Origin of the sequence: Escherichia sp. MOD1-EC5950 (assembly GCF_002965345.1) — a bacterium.
Taxonomy (GTDB): domain Bacteria; phylum Pseudomonadota; class Gammaproteobacteria; order Enterobacterales; family Enterobacteriaceae; genus Escherichia; species Escherichia marmotae.
This window is the reverse complement of record NZ_PTSR01000004.1, coordinates 92919-113613: the sequence shown is the minus strand read 5'-3', so window position 1 is coordinate 113613 and position 20695 is coordinate 92919. Positions and strand designations below refer to the sequence as shown.

Below are 20695 nucleotides of genomic sequence, written 5' to 3'. Positions count from 1 at the left end.
CAGATGGCAGAACATGGCGCACTGGCGACCCTGAAAGATCTGGCAGAAAAAGAGGTGGATAACGCCGCACGACTGTTGGGTGAAATGCGTCGCGGATGCCAGCAGGCAGAAGAGCAACTCAAAATGCTGATCGATTATCAGAATGAATATCGTAACAACCTGAATAGCGATATGAGTGCAGGAATGACCAGCAATCGCTGGATTAATTATCAGCAATTTATCCAGACGCTGGAAAAAGCCATTACTCAGCACCACCAGCAACTTACACAGTGGACACAGAAAGTTGATGTTGCCCTGAATAACTGGCGGGAAAAGAAACAACGTTTGCAGGCCTGGCAGACACTGCAGGAACGGCAATCCACGGCGGCACTGTTAGCAGAAAACCGCCTCGATCAGAAAAAGATGGATGAGTTTGCCCAGCGCGCCGCCATGAGGAAACCAGAATGATTCGCTTAGCGCCCTTGATTACCGCTGACGTTGACACCACCACGCTGTCCGGCGGTAAAGCCACCGATAGCGCACAAGATTTTCTCGTTTTGTTGAGCGGAGCATTAGCAGGCGAGACAACAAACAACAAATCTACGCCCCCATTGTTGGTGGCGACAGATAAACTTGTCATCAAAGTCGAGCCGCTGGTCAGCGATATTCAGAACGACGCGCAACAACCAGATTTACGGATCTCTGTGGATGGAACACAGCCCGTCATCAACGACGAACAATCCACATCAACACCATTAATCACCGCTCAGGCGATTACGCTGGCTGCGGTGCCAGACAAAGACACGGCAAAAGACGAAAAAGCGGATGATCTTAATGAAGACGCCGCGGCCAGCCTGAGCGCCCTTTTCGCAATGTTGCCGGGTTTTGACAATACGCCCAAAGTAACTGACACACCATCAACCGTGTTACCGACAGAAAAGCCAGCACACCCCACAAAACTGACTTCTGCGCAACGCACAACAGCACAGCCTGGCGACACCGCTGAAGCGTCAGTCCAGCCATTAACACCGCTGGTAGCTGAAGCCCAGAGCAAAGCGGAAGTCATCAGCACACCTTCGCCAGTGACTGCTGCTGCCAGCCCGCTAATCACTCCACACCAGACGCAGCCTCTGCCCACCGTCGCAGCGCCTGTTTTGAGTGCCCCGCTGGGTTCCCATGAATGGCAACAATCCTTAAGCCAACATATTTCACTGTTTACCCGTCAGGGGCAACAAAGCGCTGAATTGCGTTTGCACCCACAGGATTTAGGTGAAGTGCACATCTCCCTCAAAGTGGATGACAACCAGGCGCAAATCCAGATGGTTTCGCCGCATCAGCACGTGCGCGCCGCCCTGGAAGCGGCTCTTCCGGTACTGCGTACACAACTGGCAGAAAGCGGTATTCAGTTGGGGCAGAGCAATATCAGCGGCGAAAGTTCTAGCGGTCAGCAACAGGCAGCGTCTCAACAACAGCAAAGCCAGCGCACAATAAACCATGAACGCCAGGCTGGCGAAGATGACGATGCACTGCCAATTTCTGCCTCTTTACGAGGGCGTGTAGCAGGCAACAGTGGCGTTGATATTTTCGCCTAACGTCAGAGGTAACCCCTTAATCTGCGTCTTTTCCCCGCTTTGTCGCGATCAAGACACAGGATAATTAGCCGATAAGCAGTAGCGACACAGGAAGACCGCAACACATGACTGATTACGCGATAAGCAAGAAAAGCAAGCGATCGCTTTGGTTCCCGATTCTGGTATTCATTACTCTCGCGGCCTGCGCCAGCGCGGGGTACAGCTACTGGCACTCGCATCAGGCGGCGACTGACGACAATGCGCAGCAACATGTCATGCCCTCACCGGTCTTCTACGCACTGGACACTTTTACGGTCAACCTGGGCGATGCGGATCGTGTGCTTTATATCGGTATTACTCTGCGACTAAAAGATGAAACCACCCGTTCGCGCCTGAGCGAGTATTTGCCGGAAGTTCGTAGTCGCTTGCTGTTACTGTTTTCGCGTCAGGATGCCGCCGTGCTGGCAACCGAAGAAGGCAAGCAAAAGCTGATTGCCGCGATTAAAGCCATACTCTCCACCCCGCTTGTTGCCGGGCAACCGAAACAGGATGTCACCGACGTGCTGTATACCGCTTTTATTCTGCGATAACGACATGGGCGATAGTATTCTTTCTCAAGCTGAAATTGATGCACTGTTGAATGGCGACAGCGAGGTCAAAGACGAACCGACTTCCGGCGTGACCAGCGACAATGACATTCGGCCTTACGATCCCAATACGCAACGACGGGTTGTGCGCGAACGTTTGCAGGCGCTGGAAATCATTAATGAACGTTTTGCCCGACATTTCCGCATGGGGCTGTTTAACCTGCTGCGTCGTAGCCCGGACATCACCGTCGGGGCGATCCGTATCCAGCCATATCATGAATTTGCCCGCAACCTGCCGGTGCCGACCAACCTTAACCTTATCCACCTGAAACCGCTGCGCGGCACAGGACTGGTGGTGTTCTCGCCAAGCCTGGTATTTATTGCCGTGGATAACCTGTTTGGCGGCGATGGTCGGTTCCCTACCAAAGTGGAAGGTCGCGAGTTTACCCATACCGAACAGCGCGTCATCAACCGCATGTTAAAGCTGGCGCTTGAAGGCTATAGCGACGCCTGGAAGGCGATTAATCCGCTGGAAGTCGAGTATGTACGTTCGGAAATGCAGGTGAAATTTACCAATATCACCACCTCACCAAACGACATTGTGGTTAATACGCCTTTTCATGTCGAAATTGGCAACCTGACCGGTGAATTTAATATCTGCCTGCCATTCAGCATGATCGAGCCGCTGCGGGAATTGTTGGTTAACCCGCCACTGGAAAACTCGCGTAATGAAGATCAGAACTGGCGCGATAATCTGGTGCGTCAGGTACAGCATTCACAACTGGAGTTGATCGCCAACTTTGCCGATATTTCGCTGCGCCTGTCGCAGATTTTGAAACTGAAACCCGGCGATGTCCTGCCGATAGAAAAACCCGATCGTATCATCGCGCACGTTGACGGCGTTCCGGTGCTGACCAGCCAGTACGGCACCATCAATGGCCAGTATGCGTTACGGATAGAACATTTGATTAACCCGATTTTGAATTCTCTGAACGAGGAACAGCCCAAATGAGTGACTTGAATAATCCGGCCGATGACAACAACGGCGCAATGGACGATCTGTGGGCTGAAGCGTTGAGCGAACAAAAATCAACCAGCGGCAAAAGCGCCACTGAGGCGGTGTTCCAACAGCTTGGTGGCGGCGACGTCAGTGGAACATTGCAGGATATCGACCTGATTATGGATATTCCGGTCAAACTGACCGTCGAACTGGGTCGCACACGAATGACTATCAAAGAGCTGTTGCGCCTGACGCAAGGATCAGTGGTGGCGCTGGACGGTCTGGCTGGCGAACCGCTGGATATTCTGATCAATGGCTATTTAATCGCCCAGGGCGAAGTTGTGGTCGTTGCCGATAAATATGGCGTGCGGATCACCGATATCATTACCCCGTCTGAGCGGATGCGCCGCCTGAGCCGTTAGTGATGAATAACCACGCCACCGTGCAACCAACCACGCCGGTTTCCACCGCGCCGCTCCTGCAGGTGAGTGGCGCATTAATTGCCATTATTGTCCTGATTCTCGCTGCAGCGTGGCTGGTGAAACGGCTGGGATTTGCCGCCAAACGCAGCGACGCCCGCGGGTTAAGAGTCAGCGCCAGCGCTTCACTTGGCGCGCGCGAGCGGGTAGTGGTGATCGATGTGGAAGATGCACGACTGGTACTCGGCGTCACCGCAGGGCAAATCAGTCTGTTGCATAAACTTCCCCCTTCTGCGCCAACGGAAGAGATGCCACAGGCCGATTTCCAGTCGCTAATGAAAAATTTGCTCAAGCGTAACGGGAGATCCTGATGCGTCGTCTGTTATCTGTCGCTCCTGCTCTTCTCTGGCTGGTCAGCCCCCTCGCCTTTGCGCAACTGCCTGGCATCACCAGCCAACCGCTGCCTGGCGGAGGACAAAGCTGGTCGCTTCCGGTGCAGACGCTGGTGTTCATCACCTCGCTGACGTTTATTCCGGCGATTTTACTGATGATGACCAGTTTCACTCGCATCATCATCGTTTTTGGTTTACTGCGTAACGCGCTGGGAACCCCCTCCGCCCCGCCCAACCAGGTATTGCTGGGACTGGCGCTGTTTTTGACCTTTTTTATTATGTCACCGGTTATCGACAAAATTTATGTCGATGCGTACCAGCCATTCAGCGAAGAGAAAATCTCAATGCAGGAGGCGCTGGAAAAAGGGGCGCAACCGCTGCGTGAGTTTATGCTGCGTCAGACCCGCGAGGCAGATTTAGGGTTGTTTGCCAGACTGGCAAATACCAGCCCCTTGCCGGGACCGGAAGCCGTGCCGATGCGCATTTTGCTACCGGCCTATGTGACCAGCGAGCTGAAAACCGCATTCCAGATAGGCTTCACGATTTTCATTCCTTTCCTGATTATCGACCTGGTGATCGCCAGCGTGTTGATGGCGTTGGGGATGATGATGGTGCCCCCCGCGACCATTGCTCTACCATTTAAACTGATGCTGTTTGTGCTGGTGGATGGCTGGCAATTGCTGGTCGGTTCGCTGGCGCAGAGCTTTTATAGTTAGAGAGGGCAAAATGACACCTGAATCGGTCATGATGATGGGGACGGAAGCGATGAAAGTCGCTCTGGCGCTGGCCGCCCCGCTGCTACTGGTGGCGCTGGTGACTGGCCTTATTATCAGCATTTTGCAAGCTGCCACGCAGATTAACGAAATGACGCTATCGTTTATTCCGAAAATCATCGCCGTATTTATCGCCATTATTATTGCCGGGCCGTGGATGCTCAACCTGTTGCTGGATTACGTCCGCACCTTGTTCACTAACCTGCCGTATATCATCGGGTAGCGCGTGCTATGTTGCAGGTAACAAGCGAACAATGGCTTTCCTGGTTAAGTCTGTATTTCTGGCCATTGCTGCGCGTGCTGGCGCTGATCTCCACCGCGCCCATTTTAAGCGAACGTAGTATACCGAAACGGGTGAAACTGGGACTCGCGATGATGATCACTTTCGCTATTGCCCCGGCATTACCAGCCAACGATGTTCCCGTTTTTTCGTTCCATGCCCTGTGGCTGGCGGTGCAGCAAATCCTGATTGGCATTGCCCTTGGGTTTACCATGCAATTTGCCTTTGCCGCTGTGCGAACTGCTGGAGAAATTATCGGTCTGCAAATGGGGCTTTCATTTGCGACATTCGTCGATCCAGGCAGCCATCTTAATATGCCCGTTCTGGCGCGTATTATGGATATGCTGGCTCTGCTGTTGTTCCTGACATTTAACGGCCATTTATGGTTGATTTCGCTGCTGGTCGATACGTTTCACACTCTGCCTATTGGGGGCGAGCCGCTTAACAACAATGCGTTTCTGGCGCTCACCAAAGCAGGAAGTTTAATTTTTCTCAACGGATTGATGCTGGCATTACCGATTATTACCCTGCTGCTGACACTGAATCTGGCGCTGGGATTACTTAATCGTATGGCTCCGCAATTATCAATTTTCGTTATCGGTTTTCCATTAACTCTGACGGTCGGTATTTCATTAATGGCAGCATTAATGCCGTTAATTGCTCCGTTTTGCGAACATTTATTCAGTGAAATTTTTAATTTGCTTGCCGATATTATTAGCGAATTTCCAGCAATATGATTCCGTAATGTTTATCGTGTTATCCTAAGGATTATCCGAAAAATAAAATCAGGCTACATCTTCCAGGATACTCCGCTGGCGCAATATTTATTTTAGTCTCACTCACATATCACAACATTTACTTTACTTTAAGACAATTCCAGGCAAATTATAAAGAACTTTACGGGATAGTAAGTCCGCCTGAAAAATCGCGAGAGTGCCGCATTAGGTGATGCTTGTTGTTCCGTTTAGTCATGATGAAATATTCAGGTAAGGGGAATTATCGTTACGCATTGAGTGAGGGTATGCCATGTCAACGATTATTATGGATTTATGTAGTTACACCCGGCTAGGTTTGACCGGGTATCTGTTGAGTAGAGGGGTTAAAAAAAGAGAAATCAACGACATCGAAACCGTTGATGACCTTGCCATCGCTTGTGATTCACAGCGCCCTTCAGTGGTGTTTATTAATGAGGACTGTTTTATCCACGATGCTTCTAACAGTCAGCGTATCAAGCACATCATTAATCAACATCCCAATACGTTATTTATCGTTTTTATGGCAATTGCCAATGTTCATTTTGATGAATATCTGTTGGTCAGAAAAAATTTATTGATTAGTTCTAAATCAATTAAACCGGAATCTCTCGATGATATCCTTGGCGATATTCTGAAAAAAGAGACAACAATGGCCACTGTTTTAAATATGCCGACGTTATCATTGAGTCGAACCGAATCGAGTATGTTGCGAATGTGGATGGCTGGTCAGGGAACCATTCAGATCTCCGACCAAATGAATATCAAAGCCAAGACCGTTTCATCGCATAAAGGCAATATTAAACGTAAGATCAAAACGCATAATAAACAAGTTATCTATCATGTCGTCCGACTGACGGATAATGTGACTAATGGTATTTTTGTCAACATGCGCTAACACATTCTGACTGGTGGTTTCCCACCAGTCAGGCTGAATGAAATTACTCTGCTTTCTCCACAAAGATACCGTCCTGATGCCCTGCCTCATTAAAGAACCAGATGCCGAGCGGGTAGTCTTCCAGCGAAACCAGGTACATTGTGCCTTCACTAAACTCCTCAACTGCCAGTACCACGCCAGGACGACGCGGACCGCCATCCGTTTTGACTGTTACCCGATCATTCACCTTCATCATTTTCCTCCTGTGGCTTTGTGCCAGTGTAGAACAATTTCTTTTTGCTGGCAGCGCCGGATGAGCGCGAGTGCTGATTTTCTCGACGGTCTATACTTAAAAGATGCCAGGCGTGCATCACGGTCAGCAGCATCAAATGAGTAACGGTTGCGAGGAAAGATGATGAAAACCGCAAAAGAGTACAGCGATACCGCAAAACGTGAGGTCAGCGTCGATGTCGATGCCCTGCTGGCGGCAATCAATGAAATTAGCGAAAGCGAAGTTCATCGCAGCCAGAGTGATTCAGAACACGTCAGTATCGATGGTCGTGAATACCATACATGGCGTGAATTAGCGGATGCCTTTGAACTGGATATTCATGACTTTAGCGTCTCGGAAGTAAACCGCTAAATGCGACATAAAAAAATCCCGGCCCTTGTGGGGGTCGGGATCAAACTTGCTTAAGCAAGAAGCACTTAAAAAATTCGTTACACCAGGAAATCTGATGTGTTCATCACCTTATCTGCAATTTTTTTCGCTGACAAGGAAATATTCTTTGCATGAATGATTAATATCACTAATGAATGAAATTGTGACTTTCGTCACCCCTTATGGCCTCTGCTACGGGCGGGATCGCTCCCAAAAAATGATCAAATACAAATCGTGCTATTTTGAGAAACATCCTGGTAAAGGGAGTATGCGCTACCATGCTTTCAATTCAACAACCACTGCTGATTTTCACCGATCTCGATGGCACCCTGTTGGACAGTCATAGCTATGACTGGCAGCCTGCCGCTCCCTGGCTAAACCGTTTACGAGAAGCAGACGTTCCAGTGATTCTCTGCAGCAGTAAAACGTCGGCGGAAATGCTGTACTTGCAAAAAATCCTGGGTCTGCAAGGGTTGCCGCTGATTGCCGAAAACGGAGCGGTGATCCAACTGGATCATCAATGGCAAGATATAGATGGTTTCCCCCGTATCATCTCGGGTATTGCCCATAGTGAAATCAGTCTGGTGTTGAATACGTTACGCGAGAAAGAACATTTCAAATTCACCACTTTTGATGATGTCGATGAGACAACCATTGCTGAATGGACTGGATTAAGCCGTAGCCAGGCGGCGCTGACGCAATTGCATGAAGCCTCGGTCACGCTCATCTGGCGCGACAGTGACGAGCAAATGACGCAATTTACCGCTCGCCTGAACGAGTTAGGGTTGCAGTTTGTCCAGGGCGCTCGCTTCTGGCATGTGTTGGACGCCTCTGCCGGAAAAGATCAGGCCGCCAACTGGATCATCGCGGCATATCAACAATCAGGCGGAGAACGTCCGACGACGCTTGGCTTAGGCGATGGTCCAAATGACGCGCCATTACTGGAAGTGATGGATTACGCGGTCATTGTGAAAGGGCTAAACCGGGAAGGCATTCATCTGCAAAATGAGGATCCGCCTCGTGTCTGTCGAACGCAGCGAGAAGGTCCTGATGGCTGGCGCGAGGGGTTGGATCACTTTTTTACCGTCCGTTAAGGGGTATCACTGGCGCAGACCCGATTACGTCCTGCTTGTTTAGCGAGATACAGCCGACGATCGGCCAGCGATTGCAATTGTTCAAAATCATAATCACCGGTTTCTTCACTGCTGCTCACCCCCAATGAAGCACTGATGCGGATAGTCTTGCTCTTGGCAATCAACATCTCTTTTTCATTCAGCTTCAGACGAATATGTTCGGCAACTTCTTTTGCCTGCTCCAGGCTGGCGCCAGGCAGAATCACACAAAACTCCTCACCACCAACCCGTCCGGCAACATACTGGGGTCGTAATGAACGACTAATTAATCCGGCAGCATGTGACAACACACGGTCGCCCGCCTGGTGACCAAAGCGGTCATTAATCGCTTTAAAATGGTCAAGGTCGACCTGAATGACAGAAAAAGGATGTTTGTGTGTCTGGCACATTTTGGCCAGCGGACGCGCTTTTTCGAACAGTGCGCCACGGTTATACAGACGGGTTAAAGTGTCGTGCCACGCCTGCCATTGCAACGAGCTTTGCAGGACAAACATATTGCTGACCATCTGGCGAATCACATACCAGGAGATAAGTAACATGGTTGTGAAGAGCGCCCACAACAGGGTTAATGCAATGCTGATACTGCCGAAATCACCACGCACACCTTCGCTAAGCGTATGGATTCGCACTAATACCCCGTCAAAATGATCCAGCCGTTCCCAGCTAACATAGCGACTGTTCATCCGGATTCCACCGCGCGTATCGTGTTCAATGGCCTGCGCAAGTGATGCCAGTTCGCGAGGATCAAAGAGATCTTCGGTAGGATTCTCCGGGTTGGAAGAGGTCAATAATTTCAGTTTACTGTCGTAGAGTTGATATTCACCGTCGAGATTTTTATCGATAGCATTTTGTAAAAATTGCTGCATTGAACGCACGGGAATACTCATTCCCAGCACGCCATACCAGTAATTATTGCTGTCAACCGGCACGCTTACAGTGACTTGTGGTTCAGTAACATTGTTATGGTCATGCTGAGAGGTAAACCAACGCACCGCACGTTGGCGGTTTTCTCGTTGTGAATGACCGATAAACCAGGGTTGGGTGACAAATTCGTAGTAACGCCCGGGCACACTTCGCATAAACAGCGTCGGCTGCGTAGAAACGTAAAATCCGGCGCGCGAGACATACATCGCCTGTTCAACCATCGACGAGGAGTTGTGCGCCAGTCGCAGCAAGTAACCGACTTCCAGCGCGGCGGTAATTTCGTTGTCCAGGGATTCATTTTCGCGAGAAAGCAGATCCCCCTCGCTGACTAACGCATCAGAGACGCCATTTACCGGCAGGGTACGTCGTCTGTTGAGTTCTATCTGCCAGGCATGTTCATCGCGACGTTGTTCGAACTCGGTAACGGCATTGCGCAGAGAGGTGAAATCGAGCGGCGCAACGAGGGCTTCGCGCATCCCGTTACGCAAAAATAATAACTTATCAACGTTATATTGCAGTTGTTTATCAAGCGCGTTGGCAACATTTTCCAGATGGTTACGCTGACTTGAAATATAGGCATCTTCCAGTACGACGACTTCACGCCATGTGAGTAAAGTTGAGAAGATCAACACCACAATAAAGCAGAGATTAACGACATGACCAGGCCCCAGGCGGCGCGCGAGTTTTTTCAGCCAGCTCTGGTTTTCCATTTCTGTCTCGTGCAGCACCCTGACAACTCCCAACCTGCTTTCTTATGATTCTGGCATAACCTGGCAATAGCGTACCGCCAAACAACAATATTTTTATAACGAGGCATGATAAGACGCGCCAGCGTCGCATCAGGCTTTCAATGCCAACGCTGGCACAATCGCCGGATACGGCGTGAACGCCTTATCTGCCCTGGTGTTAATTATACGCTTTTAAACTTCTTCCGATGAACGACTCTTCTCCCCCGGAACAAGCTCAGTTTCATGAAAGGCTTCCCGTTTGACGCCGTAACCGTCATACCAGCGACACTCAACCATGCCGCTGGAATACCCGGTAACAATCATCCGCGGGCCGCCCTCTTTAACCGTTACTTCCTCACTCACCACAAAGCTCATACTCGCCTCCTTTTTTCGAGTGAAACTTGTTCACCTTAGTCGAGAATGGCGAATTTTGCATACCAGCCAGTGAGAATATTAATGTACCTGACCGCGCATTTTCGCTACTGCTTTCACTGCCAATACGACGATGCTACCGATGATAAAACCAAGAATCAGATTTAAAACAGTCGGTAATATCATCGCCACCAGCGCACTCTGCTGCCCGGAGAAATGTTCAATAGCATGATGCAGCGGCGCAATACCATGTACCACAATGCCACCACCGACGAGAAACATCGCCAGCGTGCCGACGATCGATAACGCTTTCATCAGCCAGGGCGCGATAATCAATAACCCCTTGCCCAGCGCCTGTATAACCGTACTGGATTTTTCCGCCAGCCAGTAACCCAGATCATCAATCTTAACGATGATCCCCACCAGACCGTAGACGCCCACGGTAACCACCAGTGCGATCCCTGAAAGTACCAGCACCTGATTAAGCAACGGCGCTTCCGCCACAATCCCCAGCGTGATAGCGACAATTTCCGCAGACAAAATAAAATCGGTACGAATCGCCCCTTTTATTTTGTCCTTTTCGAACTTCAGCGGATCCTGCGCTGCCAGTTTTTCCAGACGCTGCTGACTCTGTGCCGGATCCTCTTTATGCTTACGCGCCTCCAGCATATGCAGCACCTTCTCTACCCCTTCAAAGCAGAGAAATGCACCGCCAATCATCAACAGCGGTGTAATCGCCCACGGGATAAACGCACTGATGATCAGCGCCAACGGCACCAGAATCACTTTGTTGATGAGCGATCCCTTCGCCACGCCCCAGACCACGGGTAATTCCCGGTTGGCACGCACACCTGAAACTTGTTGCGCATTAAGCGACAAGTCATCCCCTAATACACCAGCGGTTTTCTTCGCCGCCAGCTTGCCCATCACGGAGATATCGTCCAGCAAAGTGGCGATATCATCGAGCAACGTCAATAAACTACTCCCGGCCAAAAGCATTCCCTCTCATTTTTATTGTTGACGGTGCTAAGTATGAAGCAAAATCGGCTTGTCTGATACTTGCTTCACAAGTCAACATTTTATTAACAATCAATTACGATTATATCTCTCGCCAGTGAAATGATTTTCACGTTTACTATGAACCGCCTTTTTATTTCCATCGTGAGGGATTATGCGTTTCCGCCAGTTGTTACCGCTTTTTGGCGCACTGTTTGCGCTGTATATCATTTGGGGCTCAACCTATTTTGTCATTCGGATTGGGGTAGAAAGCTGGCCACCGTTAATGATGGCGGGCGTGCGCTTTCTGGCAGCCGGTATTTTACTAATGGCATTTTTACTGCTGCGCGGGCACAAATTGCCGCCGCTACGTCCACTGCTTAATGCCGCGCTTATTGGCCTGTTACTGCTGGCTGTCGGTAACGGCATGGTAACGGTAGCCGAACATCAAAACGTCCCTTCCGGCATTGCCGCCGTGGTGGTGGCAACGGTGCCACTCTTTACCCTGTGCTTCAGCCGCCTGTTTGGCATAAAAACGCGCAAACTGGAGTGGCTTGGCATCGCCATTGGGTTAGCGGGGATCATCATGCTCAACAGTGGCGGTAATTTAAGCGGCAATCCGTGGGGCGCGATCCTGATTTTGATCGGGTCTGTGAGTTGGGCATTTGGTTCAGTTTATGGCTCACGAATCACTCTGCCAGTGGGGATGATGGCGGGAGCCATTGAAATGCTGGCGGCAGGCGTGGTGTTAATGATCGCATCGATGATTGCGGGTGAAAAACTGACGGCGCTCCCTTCTCTTTCGGGCTTCCTGGCGGTCGGCTATCTGGCGCTGTTTGGTTCTATCATCGCCATCAACGCTTATATGTATTTAATCCGCAATGTCAGCCCGGCCCTGGCGACCAGCTACGCTTATGTTAACCCGGTGGTCGCGGTATTACTGGGTACGGGGCTGGGTGGCGAAACGCTATCGCGGATTGAATGGCTGGCACTGGGCGTGATTGTCTTCGCGGTGGTGCTGGTAACGCTGGGGAAATATCTCTTTCCCGCAAAACCCGTTGTCGCCCCCGTCATTCAGGACACATCAAGCGAGTAAATGAATCCCCAGAGAGTCGATCTGCGCGCTGGCACCCTCGCTGCAGATCCACTCTTCCAGACGCTCGGTCAGCGCCGCGTCCGTCAACTTCTCTCGCCCACGTAACGCACACTCCCAGACAATCAATACACGCCAGCCGAGTTCCTGCAATCGATTAATATCACGACGATCGCGCTCGACATTTTTACCTATCTTCTCCAGCCAGAACTCCGTTCGTGTGGCAGGAACTTTGAACAAATGGCAATGATGATGGTGCCAGAAGCAGCCGTGGGTAAATATCACGCAGCGATACTCATCGAGGACAAAATCCGGACGTCCGGGTAGACTGGCACCCTGAACGCGAAACATCAGCCCCTGTGCGGTTAACAGACTGGCCAGGCGCTTCTCGATTGCTGTATCGTGCGTGGCAATCGCGCGCATATTTTTGCTACGCGTGGCCTTATCGTGAACGTCGGCCATGTTGTGCCTCTTGCTGACGCAATGCTACCGCCTGTTTGATTTTTGGCTCGAGCAGTTTTGCCACCGCGGCAAAGACCGGTACGACTACCGAGTTGCCGAACTGGCGATAGGCCTGAGTGTCAGAAACCGGAATGCGGAATTTCGCTTCATGCGGCGCTTCAAAGCCCATCAACCGTGCGCATTCACGAGGTGTTAACCGACGCGGACGATGTTGCTGATTCTGCGGATCGTCAAAGTCTTTCTCACCTGTTGCCATATCCCAGCCGCGATCGATTAAAATTTCTGCGCCATCTTTGTAATAGCGGGCAGAAAGCGTGCGCGTGACACTTTGCGGATTGTTCGGATAAACCATCCCGTACCCGAAGCCGTTACCGCGCGCCTGATGTTTTTTCGCATAGCGATAGAGGTACTTCCACAGCACCGGCGTCAGAATATATTTCGCTTCGACTATCGGATCCAGCAACTCCGCCAGCGTCACTCGCTGCGCAGGGAAACAATCGCTGATATCACGCAGGGTAAAATCTTGCTTCAGATTAAGATCGCGACGGAAACCCACCAGCACAATGCGTTCACGGTGCTGCGGTAAAAAATGTTTGCCATCAATGATCTTCGGATCGTTCGGGCCATTATCTTCTGCATCGGCTACGTCATAGCCCAGTTCGTCCAGCGTCTGCATGATGATGCGGAACGTTTTGCCCTGGTCGTGACTTTTCAGGTTTTTGACGTTTTCAAGTACAAAAATCGCCGGACGGCGGGCGTCGATAATGCGTACCACATCAAAAAACAACGTCCCCTGGGTATCGCAGGCAAAACCGTGCGCGCGACCAAGAGAGTTCTTTTTCGATACGCCAGCCAGGGAAAACGGCTGGCAAGGAAAACCGGCCAATAAAACATCATGTTCAGGGATGTGCTGACGAATATGTGCCGCCGCTGCTTCATCGCTCACGCCCTCTTTATGGCTCAGGGTAATGTCGCGGATATCTTCATTAAAGTGATGCGTAGCCGGGTCGCAATAATGATTCGCTTTGTAGGTGCGTACCGCATGTTTATTCCATTCACTGGTAAACACGCATTGACCGCCAATCGACTCAAAACCGCGACGGATGCCACCAATTCCGGCAAACAGATCGATAAAACGAAACGCATAGTGCGGATGATGTGCAGGTGGTTTGGGTAACAACGTTTGCAGATGAGCGAACTCTTTCTCACTTAAACGGTGCCATGCCGAATCATTCGCCAGCGCACGTTTTAAAATCGCCGCGCTCCAGTGATTCTCACCCACGCCATTAAGTTGTGCCACCAATGTTTTAACATCATAAATTTGCAGCAGTTTCTCCAGCATTGCCTGTGCGGCATTCCCGGTGCTGTATGAATCGGTTACTGATATATTTTCCTGCATAGATTTAACCGGCCATCTGAGATGGCCGACAGGTTAACATAATTACTTCAGTTTAGGGCCACGCGGTCAGCCTGCTGGAGAAAAGGCACGAATCACGTCATGATCCACACCTTCATTCTCGCCCGCCAGTTCAGCGCTGAGTTTAGCCATAAACTCCACCTGAAAACGGGCGTTGTGTTGCGCCAGTTGTTTACCTTTTGTCGTTTGCATGGTTTGCGGTAGTTTCAGCAGCTTAGTCTGGAAATGATCCAGCGCGTAGCGTTTATCATCAAGCGGGCGATGCTGCGCGAACGGGTCTTCACCGTCAAACAGCGCCACACCCAGCGAGCCTGAGACCGCAAACACTCGCGCCAGACCAATCGCGCCTAAGGCTTCCAGTCTGTCTGCATCCTGCACGATTTTGGCTTCCGCCGTTAAAGGTGTAATTTGTGCGCTGAAACTGTGTGCCGCGATAGCATGGCAAATGGCGTCTATTTTCTCTGGCGGAAAATCGACAAATTCCGCACTTAAAATGCGACGCGCCTCTTCTGCCGCCAGTAATGAGGAGCGCTGCCGTTGCGGATGATTTTTCGCCAGGCTCACAATATCGTGAAAATAACAGGCGGTTAAAATGACCAGCATATCGACGTCTTCATCTGCCGCCAGTTTCTGCGCTGTCGCCCAGACACGACGAAAATGACACAGGTCATGGGCCACGTCCTGGTGCGTTTGATGGTTTTTAAACCAGTTTTCAAACTGTGCCTGCCAGTGTTGTAAATCCATACACGCTCCGCTGCAAATGAGTCGCAACCTTAGCAGTTTTTACTCATAGCGTCTGCTACGCACGGGTCGTGGTCGGGTGTACCACGCAATACCACCTAACAACGCTCCGACCAGGGCCATAAACAAAAATCCCACTAATGCCCCTAACCACTTTCCTGCGGTAGAGCCTAAATCACTTTCAAATCCCGACACGGGGGCATCCGGGATCCTGCTCATCACCCAAATGTAACGCGCCATTACCCAGACGAAATAGCCACACCATGTATAGAAAGCCCATAAAGCCAGTTTGCCGCCAGGGCTGCGAGAAAGTCTCTCTTCCATCGTTGTCGAACCGTACTCCATTTTAAGATAACCCGGGAAATTCAGACTTAGCACTATTATGTGATAAAAGTCACATTTTTCCACATTAGTTGAGACAGTCAAGTCTCACTCATTTTTTGAACAAATATATAAATCTTAGCCAATGGCTATTATTTGCAGAAAAAACAAATAAGAAAGTATTTTTCTTTCGGCAGTGGATAATTAATTAATTCACATCTTGTATATATTAGCACTGAATACAATTATACCTTTTTCGTTTTCTGTGTCATGATAACTCCGTTATTAGCCTTTATCGTCTTGTTTATATTTTTGGGCCGGCATGATGTCGGCTTTTTTTATGCCATTCATAATGTGCGCAAGATCACTCAGGGTCTTTGGTGCAACACTCATTGACACAAACTATCCTTCCGCAAAATCAATAATCTATTGATATACAACCATAAATGACATGAATTTTTGTATCTGAAATTCATAATTTTGAATTATATTAAATAAGATAGAAACATTTTGAAATCTTTTAAATATATTTGTTACATGTAATCCTTAAAATAAAATGAACTTCATAGAATAGTATCCAAATGTGCTTTTTTTGGATAATGGCACTTATTGATATATTCATGAAGATTATAATCACAAGGGAATACATAATGAAAAGAAAAGTTCTGGCAATGCTGGTCCCGGCGTTATTAGTTGCTGGCGCAGCAAATGCGGCTGAAATTTATAATAAGAATGGCAATAAAGTTGATTTTTACGGCAAGATGGTTGGCGAACGCATCTGGTCGAACACTGATGATAATAACAGCGAAAACGAGGATACCTCCTATGCTCGTTTCGGCGTTAAAGGTGAAACTCAGATTACCAGCGAACTGACTGGTTTTGGTCAGTTTGAATACAACCTTGATGCCAGCAAGCCTGAAGGTTCTAATCAGGAAAAAACCCGTTTAACCTTCGCCGGTTTGAAATATAACGGATTTGGTTCTTTCGACTACGGTCGTAACTACGGTGTTGCCTATGATGCCGCAGCTTATACCGATATGTTAGTTGAATGGGGCGGCGATTCCTGGGCTTCCGCTGACAACTTTATGAACGGTCGTACCAACGGTGTTGCAACCTACCGCAACTCTGATTTCTTTGGTCTGGTCGATGGACTGAATTTTGCAATTCAGTATCAAGGCAAGAACAGCAATCGTGGCGTTACTAAACAAAACGGTGATGGCTATGCGTTATCCGTAGACTACAACATTGATGGTTTTGGTATTGTCGGTGTTTATGGTAAATCTGATCGTACCAATGAGCAAGTTGCTGATGGAAACGGTTCAAATGCAGAAGTATGGTCATTGGCAGCAAAATATGATGCGAACAATGTCTACGCTGCTGTGATGTATGGTGAAACTCGTAATATGACACCGACATCAGTTAATACAGGCGGCTTCGACAAAGACGGCAACTCGATAATGCATGATCAACTGCTCAACGAAACTCAGAACTTTGAAGCAGTTGTTCAGTATCAGTTCGACTTTGGTCTGCGTCCTTCCTTAGGTTATGTCTACTCCAAAGGTAAAGATATTAAAGGCGTCCCAGGCCATAGATATGTTGACGCTGACCGCGTGAACTACATTGAAGTTGGTACTTGGTACTACTTCAATAAGAACATGAACGTTTATACTGCATATAAATTCAACATGCTGGATAAAGATGACGCGGCAATTACTGGCGCAGCAACTGATGACCAGTTTGCAGTTGGTATCGTCTACCAGTTCTAATCAGCCAACGCGCCACGGCACGTTACTGTAAAAACTCATCCAGCCTGAGTTCGTCCCTCATTGAACTCGGGCTTTTTTATCCCCCTCGTCAAATCACCAGCAGCGGCACTCTCAACCGCTGTAGCATGTCGACAAAACTCAATTCCTGGGTGACTCCCGGCACAATAACATCTGCCAGTTTCTGTTCAACCAGAGTCGCTAAACAGTGCAAAGCCTGATCACGTAGTGCATCTTTAAAACGATGCATGTCAGAAACATATCTACGCTCCAGGATTCTTACATATTCCGGAATAAAGCCAGGTAAATGAATATGCCCTGAAGAAACGTTAGCGAAAAACCACGCATAATAAAGCGATAGTTCCCTATCATCCCGAGAAAGACATTCACCGGAATAACAATATTTCAGTACATAGAAAATCTCTGAAAACATCTTAATATAAAAAAGACTATAAATTATTATTAATTTATCTGTTAAAGATTATAGTTATGCCTTAAATATTTGGTGCATTATATCTGCTGTAACCTTAGCCACTCCTCGCACACCTGTTTCTGGTTGCTACTGTAATTAGAGAATCTGATAGCATGTAATTAACCATATCTGTCATTAGTTAATGATTAATCTGATTCATCATTTTTCCACGACTAACGGGCATACAGAACGGCTGCATCATTATTTTTTGCTAAAAATCTCATTTATGATTCTTACAGTCACCCTATGTAACGAGAGTATGCAATCTCATCTTTTCTGAAAAATGAACTAAAATATATTGCTACGCTTTACGTTTTTTATTGCAAATAAGGTTGATTCGATGAGAACACTATTCGTGAACTGTGATGTATTTTCCCTGACGTGTTTAACGCAACCCTCTACCGCTTTAGGTATATTGACTCGTTTTACGTTCCTGGTTAAATATAGCATCCAGCTCAGTCGCGAATATAGTGACTAACCTACCGAAGTAACAATAAGGAATACACTATGACTGTTCAAACAAGTAAGAACCCGCAGATTGATATTGCTGAAGATAATGCGTTCTTCCCTTCAGAATATTCGCTTAGCCAATATACCAGTCCTGTATCTGATCTTGATGGTGTGGACTACCCAAAACCGTATAGCGGTAAGCATAAAATTCTGGTGATCGCCGCTGACGAACGCTATTTGCCGACCGATAACGGTAAACTATTCTCGACGGGCAACCATCCCATTGAAACGTTGCTACCGTTGTATCACCTGCATGCTGCTGGTTTCGAGTTCGAAGTTGCGACCATCTCTGGCCTGATGACGAAGTTTGAATACTGGGCTATGCCGCACAAAGATGAAAAAGTGATGCCATTCTTTGAGCAGCATAAATCTCTGTTCCGCAATCCGAAGAAATTAGCGGATGTTGTCGCCAGCCTCAACGCAGACAGCGAGTACGCAGCAATCTTTGTTCCAGGTGGTCATGGTGCTCTTATTGGCTTACCTGAAAGCAAAGAAGTTGCTACCGCTCTGCAATGGGCAATTGAAAACGACCGCTTTGTTATCTCTCTTTGTCACGGCCCGGCTGCGTTTCTGTCGCTCCGCCACGGTGATAACCCACTAAACGGTTATTCAATTTGCGCATTCCCGGATGCAGCAGACAAACAAACACCAGATATTGGCTATATGCCGGGTCATCTGACCTGGTACTTCGGTGAAGAACTGAAGAAAATGGGAATGAACATCATCAATGATGACATTACTGGCCGGGTACATAAGGATCGTAAACTTCTCACCGGAGACAGCCCTTTTGCAGCGAATGCGCTGGGCAAACTTGCTGCACAGGAAATGCTGGCGGCATACGTGGGTTAACCGGACATCACTTACGGTGTAATAAAAAAGTGGGGGTTTATCTCCCCCACTGAATAAACGAGAGATGTTCACCACCAGTTGTTGACGCCTTATCTCTTGTCTTACCTCCATTTTTGCATCAGCTTCATGCATTGAAGAATGCAATACAATCCTTTGTTGAAATAACAAGTATAATTCAAGCAAATCATTAACACATAAAATATAAGGACATGTTATGTGGCATTACGTTATTTATCGATTTTAGAAAACGACTATCTCTGATAAACTCCATCACGTTTTAACCAGTAGGGAAGCGAGGTTAGATATGTCGTTAACGTCAATTTTTAGACGCATTGCATTTAGCTATTATGATTATTCATGTGAAGATATTGATATTGCAAATACTGAATTTGCAGTCATTCACATTCCAGATCAAATTGGTGATGCAATGGCTATTTACCCAATAATTAGATCGCTGGAATCACATAAAATAAAACATTTATTAATTGTCACATCTACAATTAATAAATCTGTTTTTGATGCGCTTCATCTTAAATACACCAAATTAACATTAGTCAGTATGACAATGCAGGACTATGCCAGCTTAAATGAAATAAAAAAACTGGCGAAAAGTATAAGAGAGCAACACGGTACACCAGATCTCTGTATTGAAGCGATGCGCAAGAAAAACTTGAAAACAATGCTATTCATAAGTCATTTAAAGGCGAAAACGAATTTACAAGTTGTGGGTTTAACGATGACATGTTATTCCCCATTATGTAAATCGGCATCAACAATGGATCAGTCTCTTCGAGCGCCAGTACCAATGACATGGGCTTTCATGATGCGAGAAGCAGGTTTCCCACCCGTCCCCCCTTTATTTGAATTACCGATCCACGAAGAGGTAATAGACGAGGTACATTATGAACTGGATCCATTGGGTTCTTATATCGCTCTTAATCTTGATGGCAGTGCCCAGGAAAGAACCTTTTCAGAGACAATAGCTCAAAAGCTAATAGCTATGATTAAAAATGAAACAAATATGCCAATTGTCATTGTTCATGGACCCAATGGTACTGAAAAAGCAGTAGAGCTAACCCAGTATTTTGACAATGTCTATCATTTATCGTTGGCTCCTTCAATAGCACGTTCTGCTGCCGTCATAAAAAATGCTTTTCTCGCGATAACGCCAGATACCTCTATTTTGCATATGACAAGTGCTTATAATGTTCCTGTCATCGCCGTGTATGCCGATTATAAAACACGCTGGCCTGCAATGGCGGATATTTCAGAGACAATTGTAGTAGGGAAAGAGATTGATCGCATCAATCTGGATGAATTCAGAAACACGGTGAAAAGAATTATCGTAAAAATTCAATCCTGATGTAATTATCAGATTTAAGAGATTTTAGATATGTCTGTTATGATTTGGCGCTAAATAGCAAAAAGCCTGCTTAAAGCAGGCTTTTTTGAATTTGGCTCCTCTGACTGGACTCGAACCAGTGACATACGGATTAACAGTCCGCCGTTCTACCGACTGAACTACAGAGGAATCGTGAGAACGAGGCGAATATTACTGAGTGGTGCAGCGAGTGTCAACACTAAAATTCACAAGCCATTTCAATCGGTTAATTAAGCAACAAA

The 20695-nt window shown here is 47.9% G+C and carries 25 protein-coding genes and 1 tRNA gene; 16 read left to right on the top strand and 10 right to left on the bottom strand.

Annotation, left to right across the window (positions count from 1 at the left end; genetic code table 11):
• Positions 1-3: 3 nt before the first annotated feature.
• From fliJ to rcsA, 10 genes are all read left to right on the top strand, one after another.
• On the top strand, positions 4-447 hold the full coding sequence (gene fliJ, locus BEA93_RS07335) for a flagellar export protein FliJ (RefSeq protein WP_000807573.1): 444 nt from the start codon (positions 4-6) through the stop codon (positions 445-447).
• On the top strand, positions 444-1571 hold the full coding sequence (locus BEA93_RS07330) for a flagellar hook-length control protein FliK (RefSeq protein WP_105224395.1): 1128 nt from the start codon (positions 444-446) through the stop codon (positions 1569-1571). The genes fliJ and BEA93_RS07330 overlap by 4 nt, the downstream gene beginning before the upstream one ends.
• A 104-nt stretch (positions 1572-1675) precedes the next feature.
• Positions 1676-2140: a flagellar basal body-associated protein FliL gene (gene fliL, locus BEA93_RS07325; protein ID WP_000133098.1), complete on the top strand. Its 465-nt coding sequence runs from the start codon at positions 1676-1678 to the stop codon at positions 2138-2140.
• Positions 2141-2144: 4 nt separating this feature from the next.
• The gene (gene fliM, locus BEA93_RS07320; protein WP_001516574.1) at positions 2145-3149 is read left to right on the top strand and encodes a flagellar motor switch protein FliM; all 1005 of its coding nucleotides are present in this window, start codon (positions 2145-2147) and stop codon (positions 3147-3149) included.
• Positions 3146-3559 (top strand): flagellar motor switch protein FliN, encoded by a 414-nt coding sequence (gene fliN, locus BEA93_RS07315; protein ID WP_001281690.1) that lies wholly within the window; start codon positions 3146-3148, stop codon positions 3557-3559. Before fliM ends, fliN begins: the two co-directional genes overlap by 4 nt.
• A gap of 2 nt (positions 3560-3561) precedes the next feature.
• Positions 3562-3927 (top strand): flagellar biosynthetic protein FliO, encoded by a 366-nt coding sequence (gene fliO / locus BEA93_RS07310; protein ID WP_105224394.1) that lies wholly within the window; start codon positions 3562-3564, stop codon positions 3925-3927.
• Entirely contained in the window at positions 3927-4664 is a 738-nt protein-coding gene (gene fliP / locus BEA93_RS07305; RefSeq protein WP_001253435.1) for a flagellar type III secretion system pore protein FliP, read from the top strand. The genes fliO and fliP overlap by 1 nt, the downstream gene beginning before the upstream one ends.
• A 10-nt stretch (positions 4665-4674) precedes the next feature.
• Positions 4675-4944 (top strand): flagellar biosynthesis protein FliQ, encoded by a 270-nt coding sequence (gene fliQ, locus BEA93_RS07300; protein WP_000187358.1) that lies wholly within the window; start codon positions 4675-4677, stop codon positions 4942-4944.
• Between the two features lie 8 nt (positions 4945-4952).
• A complete protein-coding gene (gene fliR, locus BEA93_RS07295) occupies positions 4953-5738 on the top strand; it encodes a flagellar biosynthetic protein FliR (protein ID WP_001516577.1) in 786 nt (261 codons plus the stop codon).
• Positions 5739-6027: 289 nt separating this feature from the next.
• Positions 6028-6651: a transcriptional regulator RcsA gene (rcsA, locus tag BEA93_RS07290; RefSeq protein WP_000103995.1), complete on the top strand. Its 624-nt coding sequence runs from the start codon at positions 6028-6030 to the stop codon at positions 6649-6651.
• Between the two features lie 43 nt (positions 6652-6694).
• On the opposite strand, the gene dsrB is transcribed toward rcsA, so the two are convergent.
• On the bottom strand, positions 6695-6883 hold the full coding sequence (gene dsrB / locus BEA93_RS07285; protein WP_000867217.1) for a protein DsrB: 189 nt from the start codon (positions 6881-6883) through the stop codon (positions 6695-6697).
• 162 nt (positions 6884-7045) lie between these two features.
• Between dsrB and yodD the strand changes: the two genes are divergently transcribed.
• Positions 7046-7273 (top strand): peroxide/acid resistance protein YodD, encoded by a 228-nt coding sequence (yodD, locus tag BEA93_RS07275; protein ID WP_001516578.1) that lies wholly within the window; start codon positions 7046-7048, stop codon positions 7271-7273.
• A gap of 296 nt (positions 7274-7569) precedes the next feature.
• Positions 7570-8385 carry a mannosyl-3-phosphoglycerate phosphatase-related protein gene (locus tag BEA93_RS07270; protein WP_105224393.1) on the top strand — a complete coding sequence of 272 codons (816 nt, stop codon included), beginning with the start codon at positions 7570-7572 and terminating at the stop codon, positions 8383-8385.
• Here the strand turns inward: BEA93_RS07270 and dgcQ are convergent.
• The 3 genes from dgcQ to BEA93_RS07250 all read right to left on the bottom strand — a co-directional run bounded on the left by dgcQ (position 8382) and on the right by BEA93_RS07250 (position 11447).
• Entirely contained in the window at positions 8382-10076 is a 1695-nt protein-coding gene (gene dgcQ, locus BEA93_RS07265; RefSeq protein WP_016248837.1) for a cellulose biosynthesis regulator diguanylate cyclase DgcQ, read from the bottom strand. The genes BEA93_RS07270 and dgcQ overlap by 4 nt on opposite strands.
• A gap of 192 nt (positions 10077-10268) precedes the next feature.
• Entirely contained in the window at positions 10269-10451 is a 183-nt protein-coding gene (locus tag BEA93_RS07255) for a YodC family protein (protein WP_000011632.1), read from the bottom strand.
• Between the two features lie 78 nt (positions 10452-10529).
• Positions 10530-11447 (bottom strand): DUF808 domain-containing protein, encoded by a 918-nt coding sequence (locus BEA93_RS07250; protein WP_000922674.1) that lies wholly within the window; start codon positions 11445-11447, stop codon positions 10530-10532.
• A gap of 172 nt (positions 11448-11619) precedes the next feature.
• Between BEA93_RS07250 and yedA the strand changes: the two genes are divergently transcribed.
• Entirely contained in the window at positions 11620-12540 is a 921-nt protein-coding gene (yedA, locus tag BEA93_RS07245) for a drug/metabolite exporter YedA (protein WP_001212246.1), read from the top strand.
• On the opposite strand, the gene BEA93_RS07240 is transcribed toward yedA, so the two are convergent.
• From BEA93_RS07240 to drpB, 4 genes are all read right to left on the bottom strand, one after another.
• Positions 12529-12999, bottom strand: a complete 471-nt coding sequence (locus tag BEA93_RS07240; protein ID WP_105224392.1) for a very short patch repair endonuclease — start codon at positions 12997-12999, stop codon at positions 12529-12531. The genes yedA and BEA93_RS07240 overlap by 12 nt on opposite strands.
• Positions 12980-14398 carry a DNA-cytosine methyltransferase gene (gene dcm / locus BEA93_RS07235; RefSeq protein WP_001157228.1) on the bottom strand — a complete coding sequence of 473 codons (1419 nt, stop codon included), beginning with the start codon at positions 14396-14398 and terminating at the stop codon, positions 12980-12982. The genes BEA93_RS07240 and dcm overlap by 20 nt, the downstream gene beginning before the upstream one ends.
• Positions 14399-14464: 66 nt before the next feature.
• The gene (locus BEA93_RS07230) at positions 14465-15160 is read right to left on the bottom strand and encodes a phosphohydrolase (RefSeq protein ID WP_016248840.1); all 696 of its coding nucleotides are present in this window, start codon (positions 15158-15160) and stop codon (positions 14465-14467) included.
• Between the two features lie 39 nt (positions 15161-15199).
• Entirely contained in the window at positions 15200-15481 is a 282-nt protein-coding gene (gene drpB / locus BEA93_RS07225; protein ID WP_242664688.1) for a cell division protein DrpB, read from the bottom strand.
• A 647-nt stretch (positions 15482-16128) separates the two neighbouring features.
• On the opposite strand from drpB, the gene BEA93_RS07220 reads away from it, so the two are divergent.
• Entirely contained in the window at positions 16129-17244 is a 1116-nt protein-coding gene (locus tag BEA93_RS07220; RefSeq protein WP_016248841.1) for a porin, read from the top strand.
• A gap of 88 nt (positions 17245-17332) precedes the next feature.
• Here BEA93_RS07220 and BEA93_RS25615 read toward each other — a convergent pair whose 3' ends face one another.
• On the bottom strand, positions 17333-17491 hold the full coding sequence (locus BEA93_RS25615) for a hypothetical protein (RefSeq protein WP_172955709.1): 159 nt from the start codon (positions 17489-17491) through the stop codon (positions 17333-17335).
• A 729-nt stretch (positions 17492-18220) separates the two neighbouring features.
• On the opposite strand from BEA93_RS25615, the gene hchA reads away from it, so the two are divergent.
• Positions 18221-19072 (top strand): glyoxalase III HchA, encoded by an 852-nt coding sequence (gene hchA / locus BEA93_RS07210; protein ID WP_000218188.1) that lies wholly within the window; start codon positions 18221-18223, stop codon positions 19070-19072.
• Positions 19073-19376: 304 nt separating this feature from the next.
• Positions 19377-20435: a glycosyltransferase family 9 protein gene (locus BEA93_RS07205; protein ID WP_001516582.1), complete on the top strand. Its 1059-nt coding sequence runs from the start codon at positions 19377-19379 to the stop codon at positions 20433-20435.
• A gap of 92 nt (positions 20436-20527) precedes the next feature.
• Here BEA93_RS07205 and BEA93_RS07200 read toward each other — a convergent pair.
• A tRNA-Asn gene (locus tag BEA93_RS07200) sits at positions 20528-20603 on the bottom strand.
• Positions 20604-20695 lie beyond the last annotated feature (92 nt).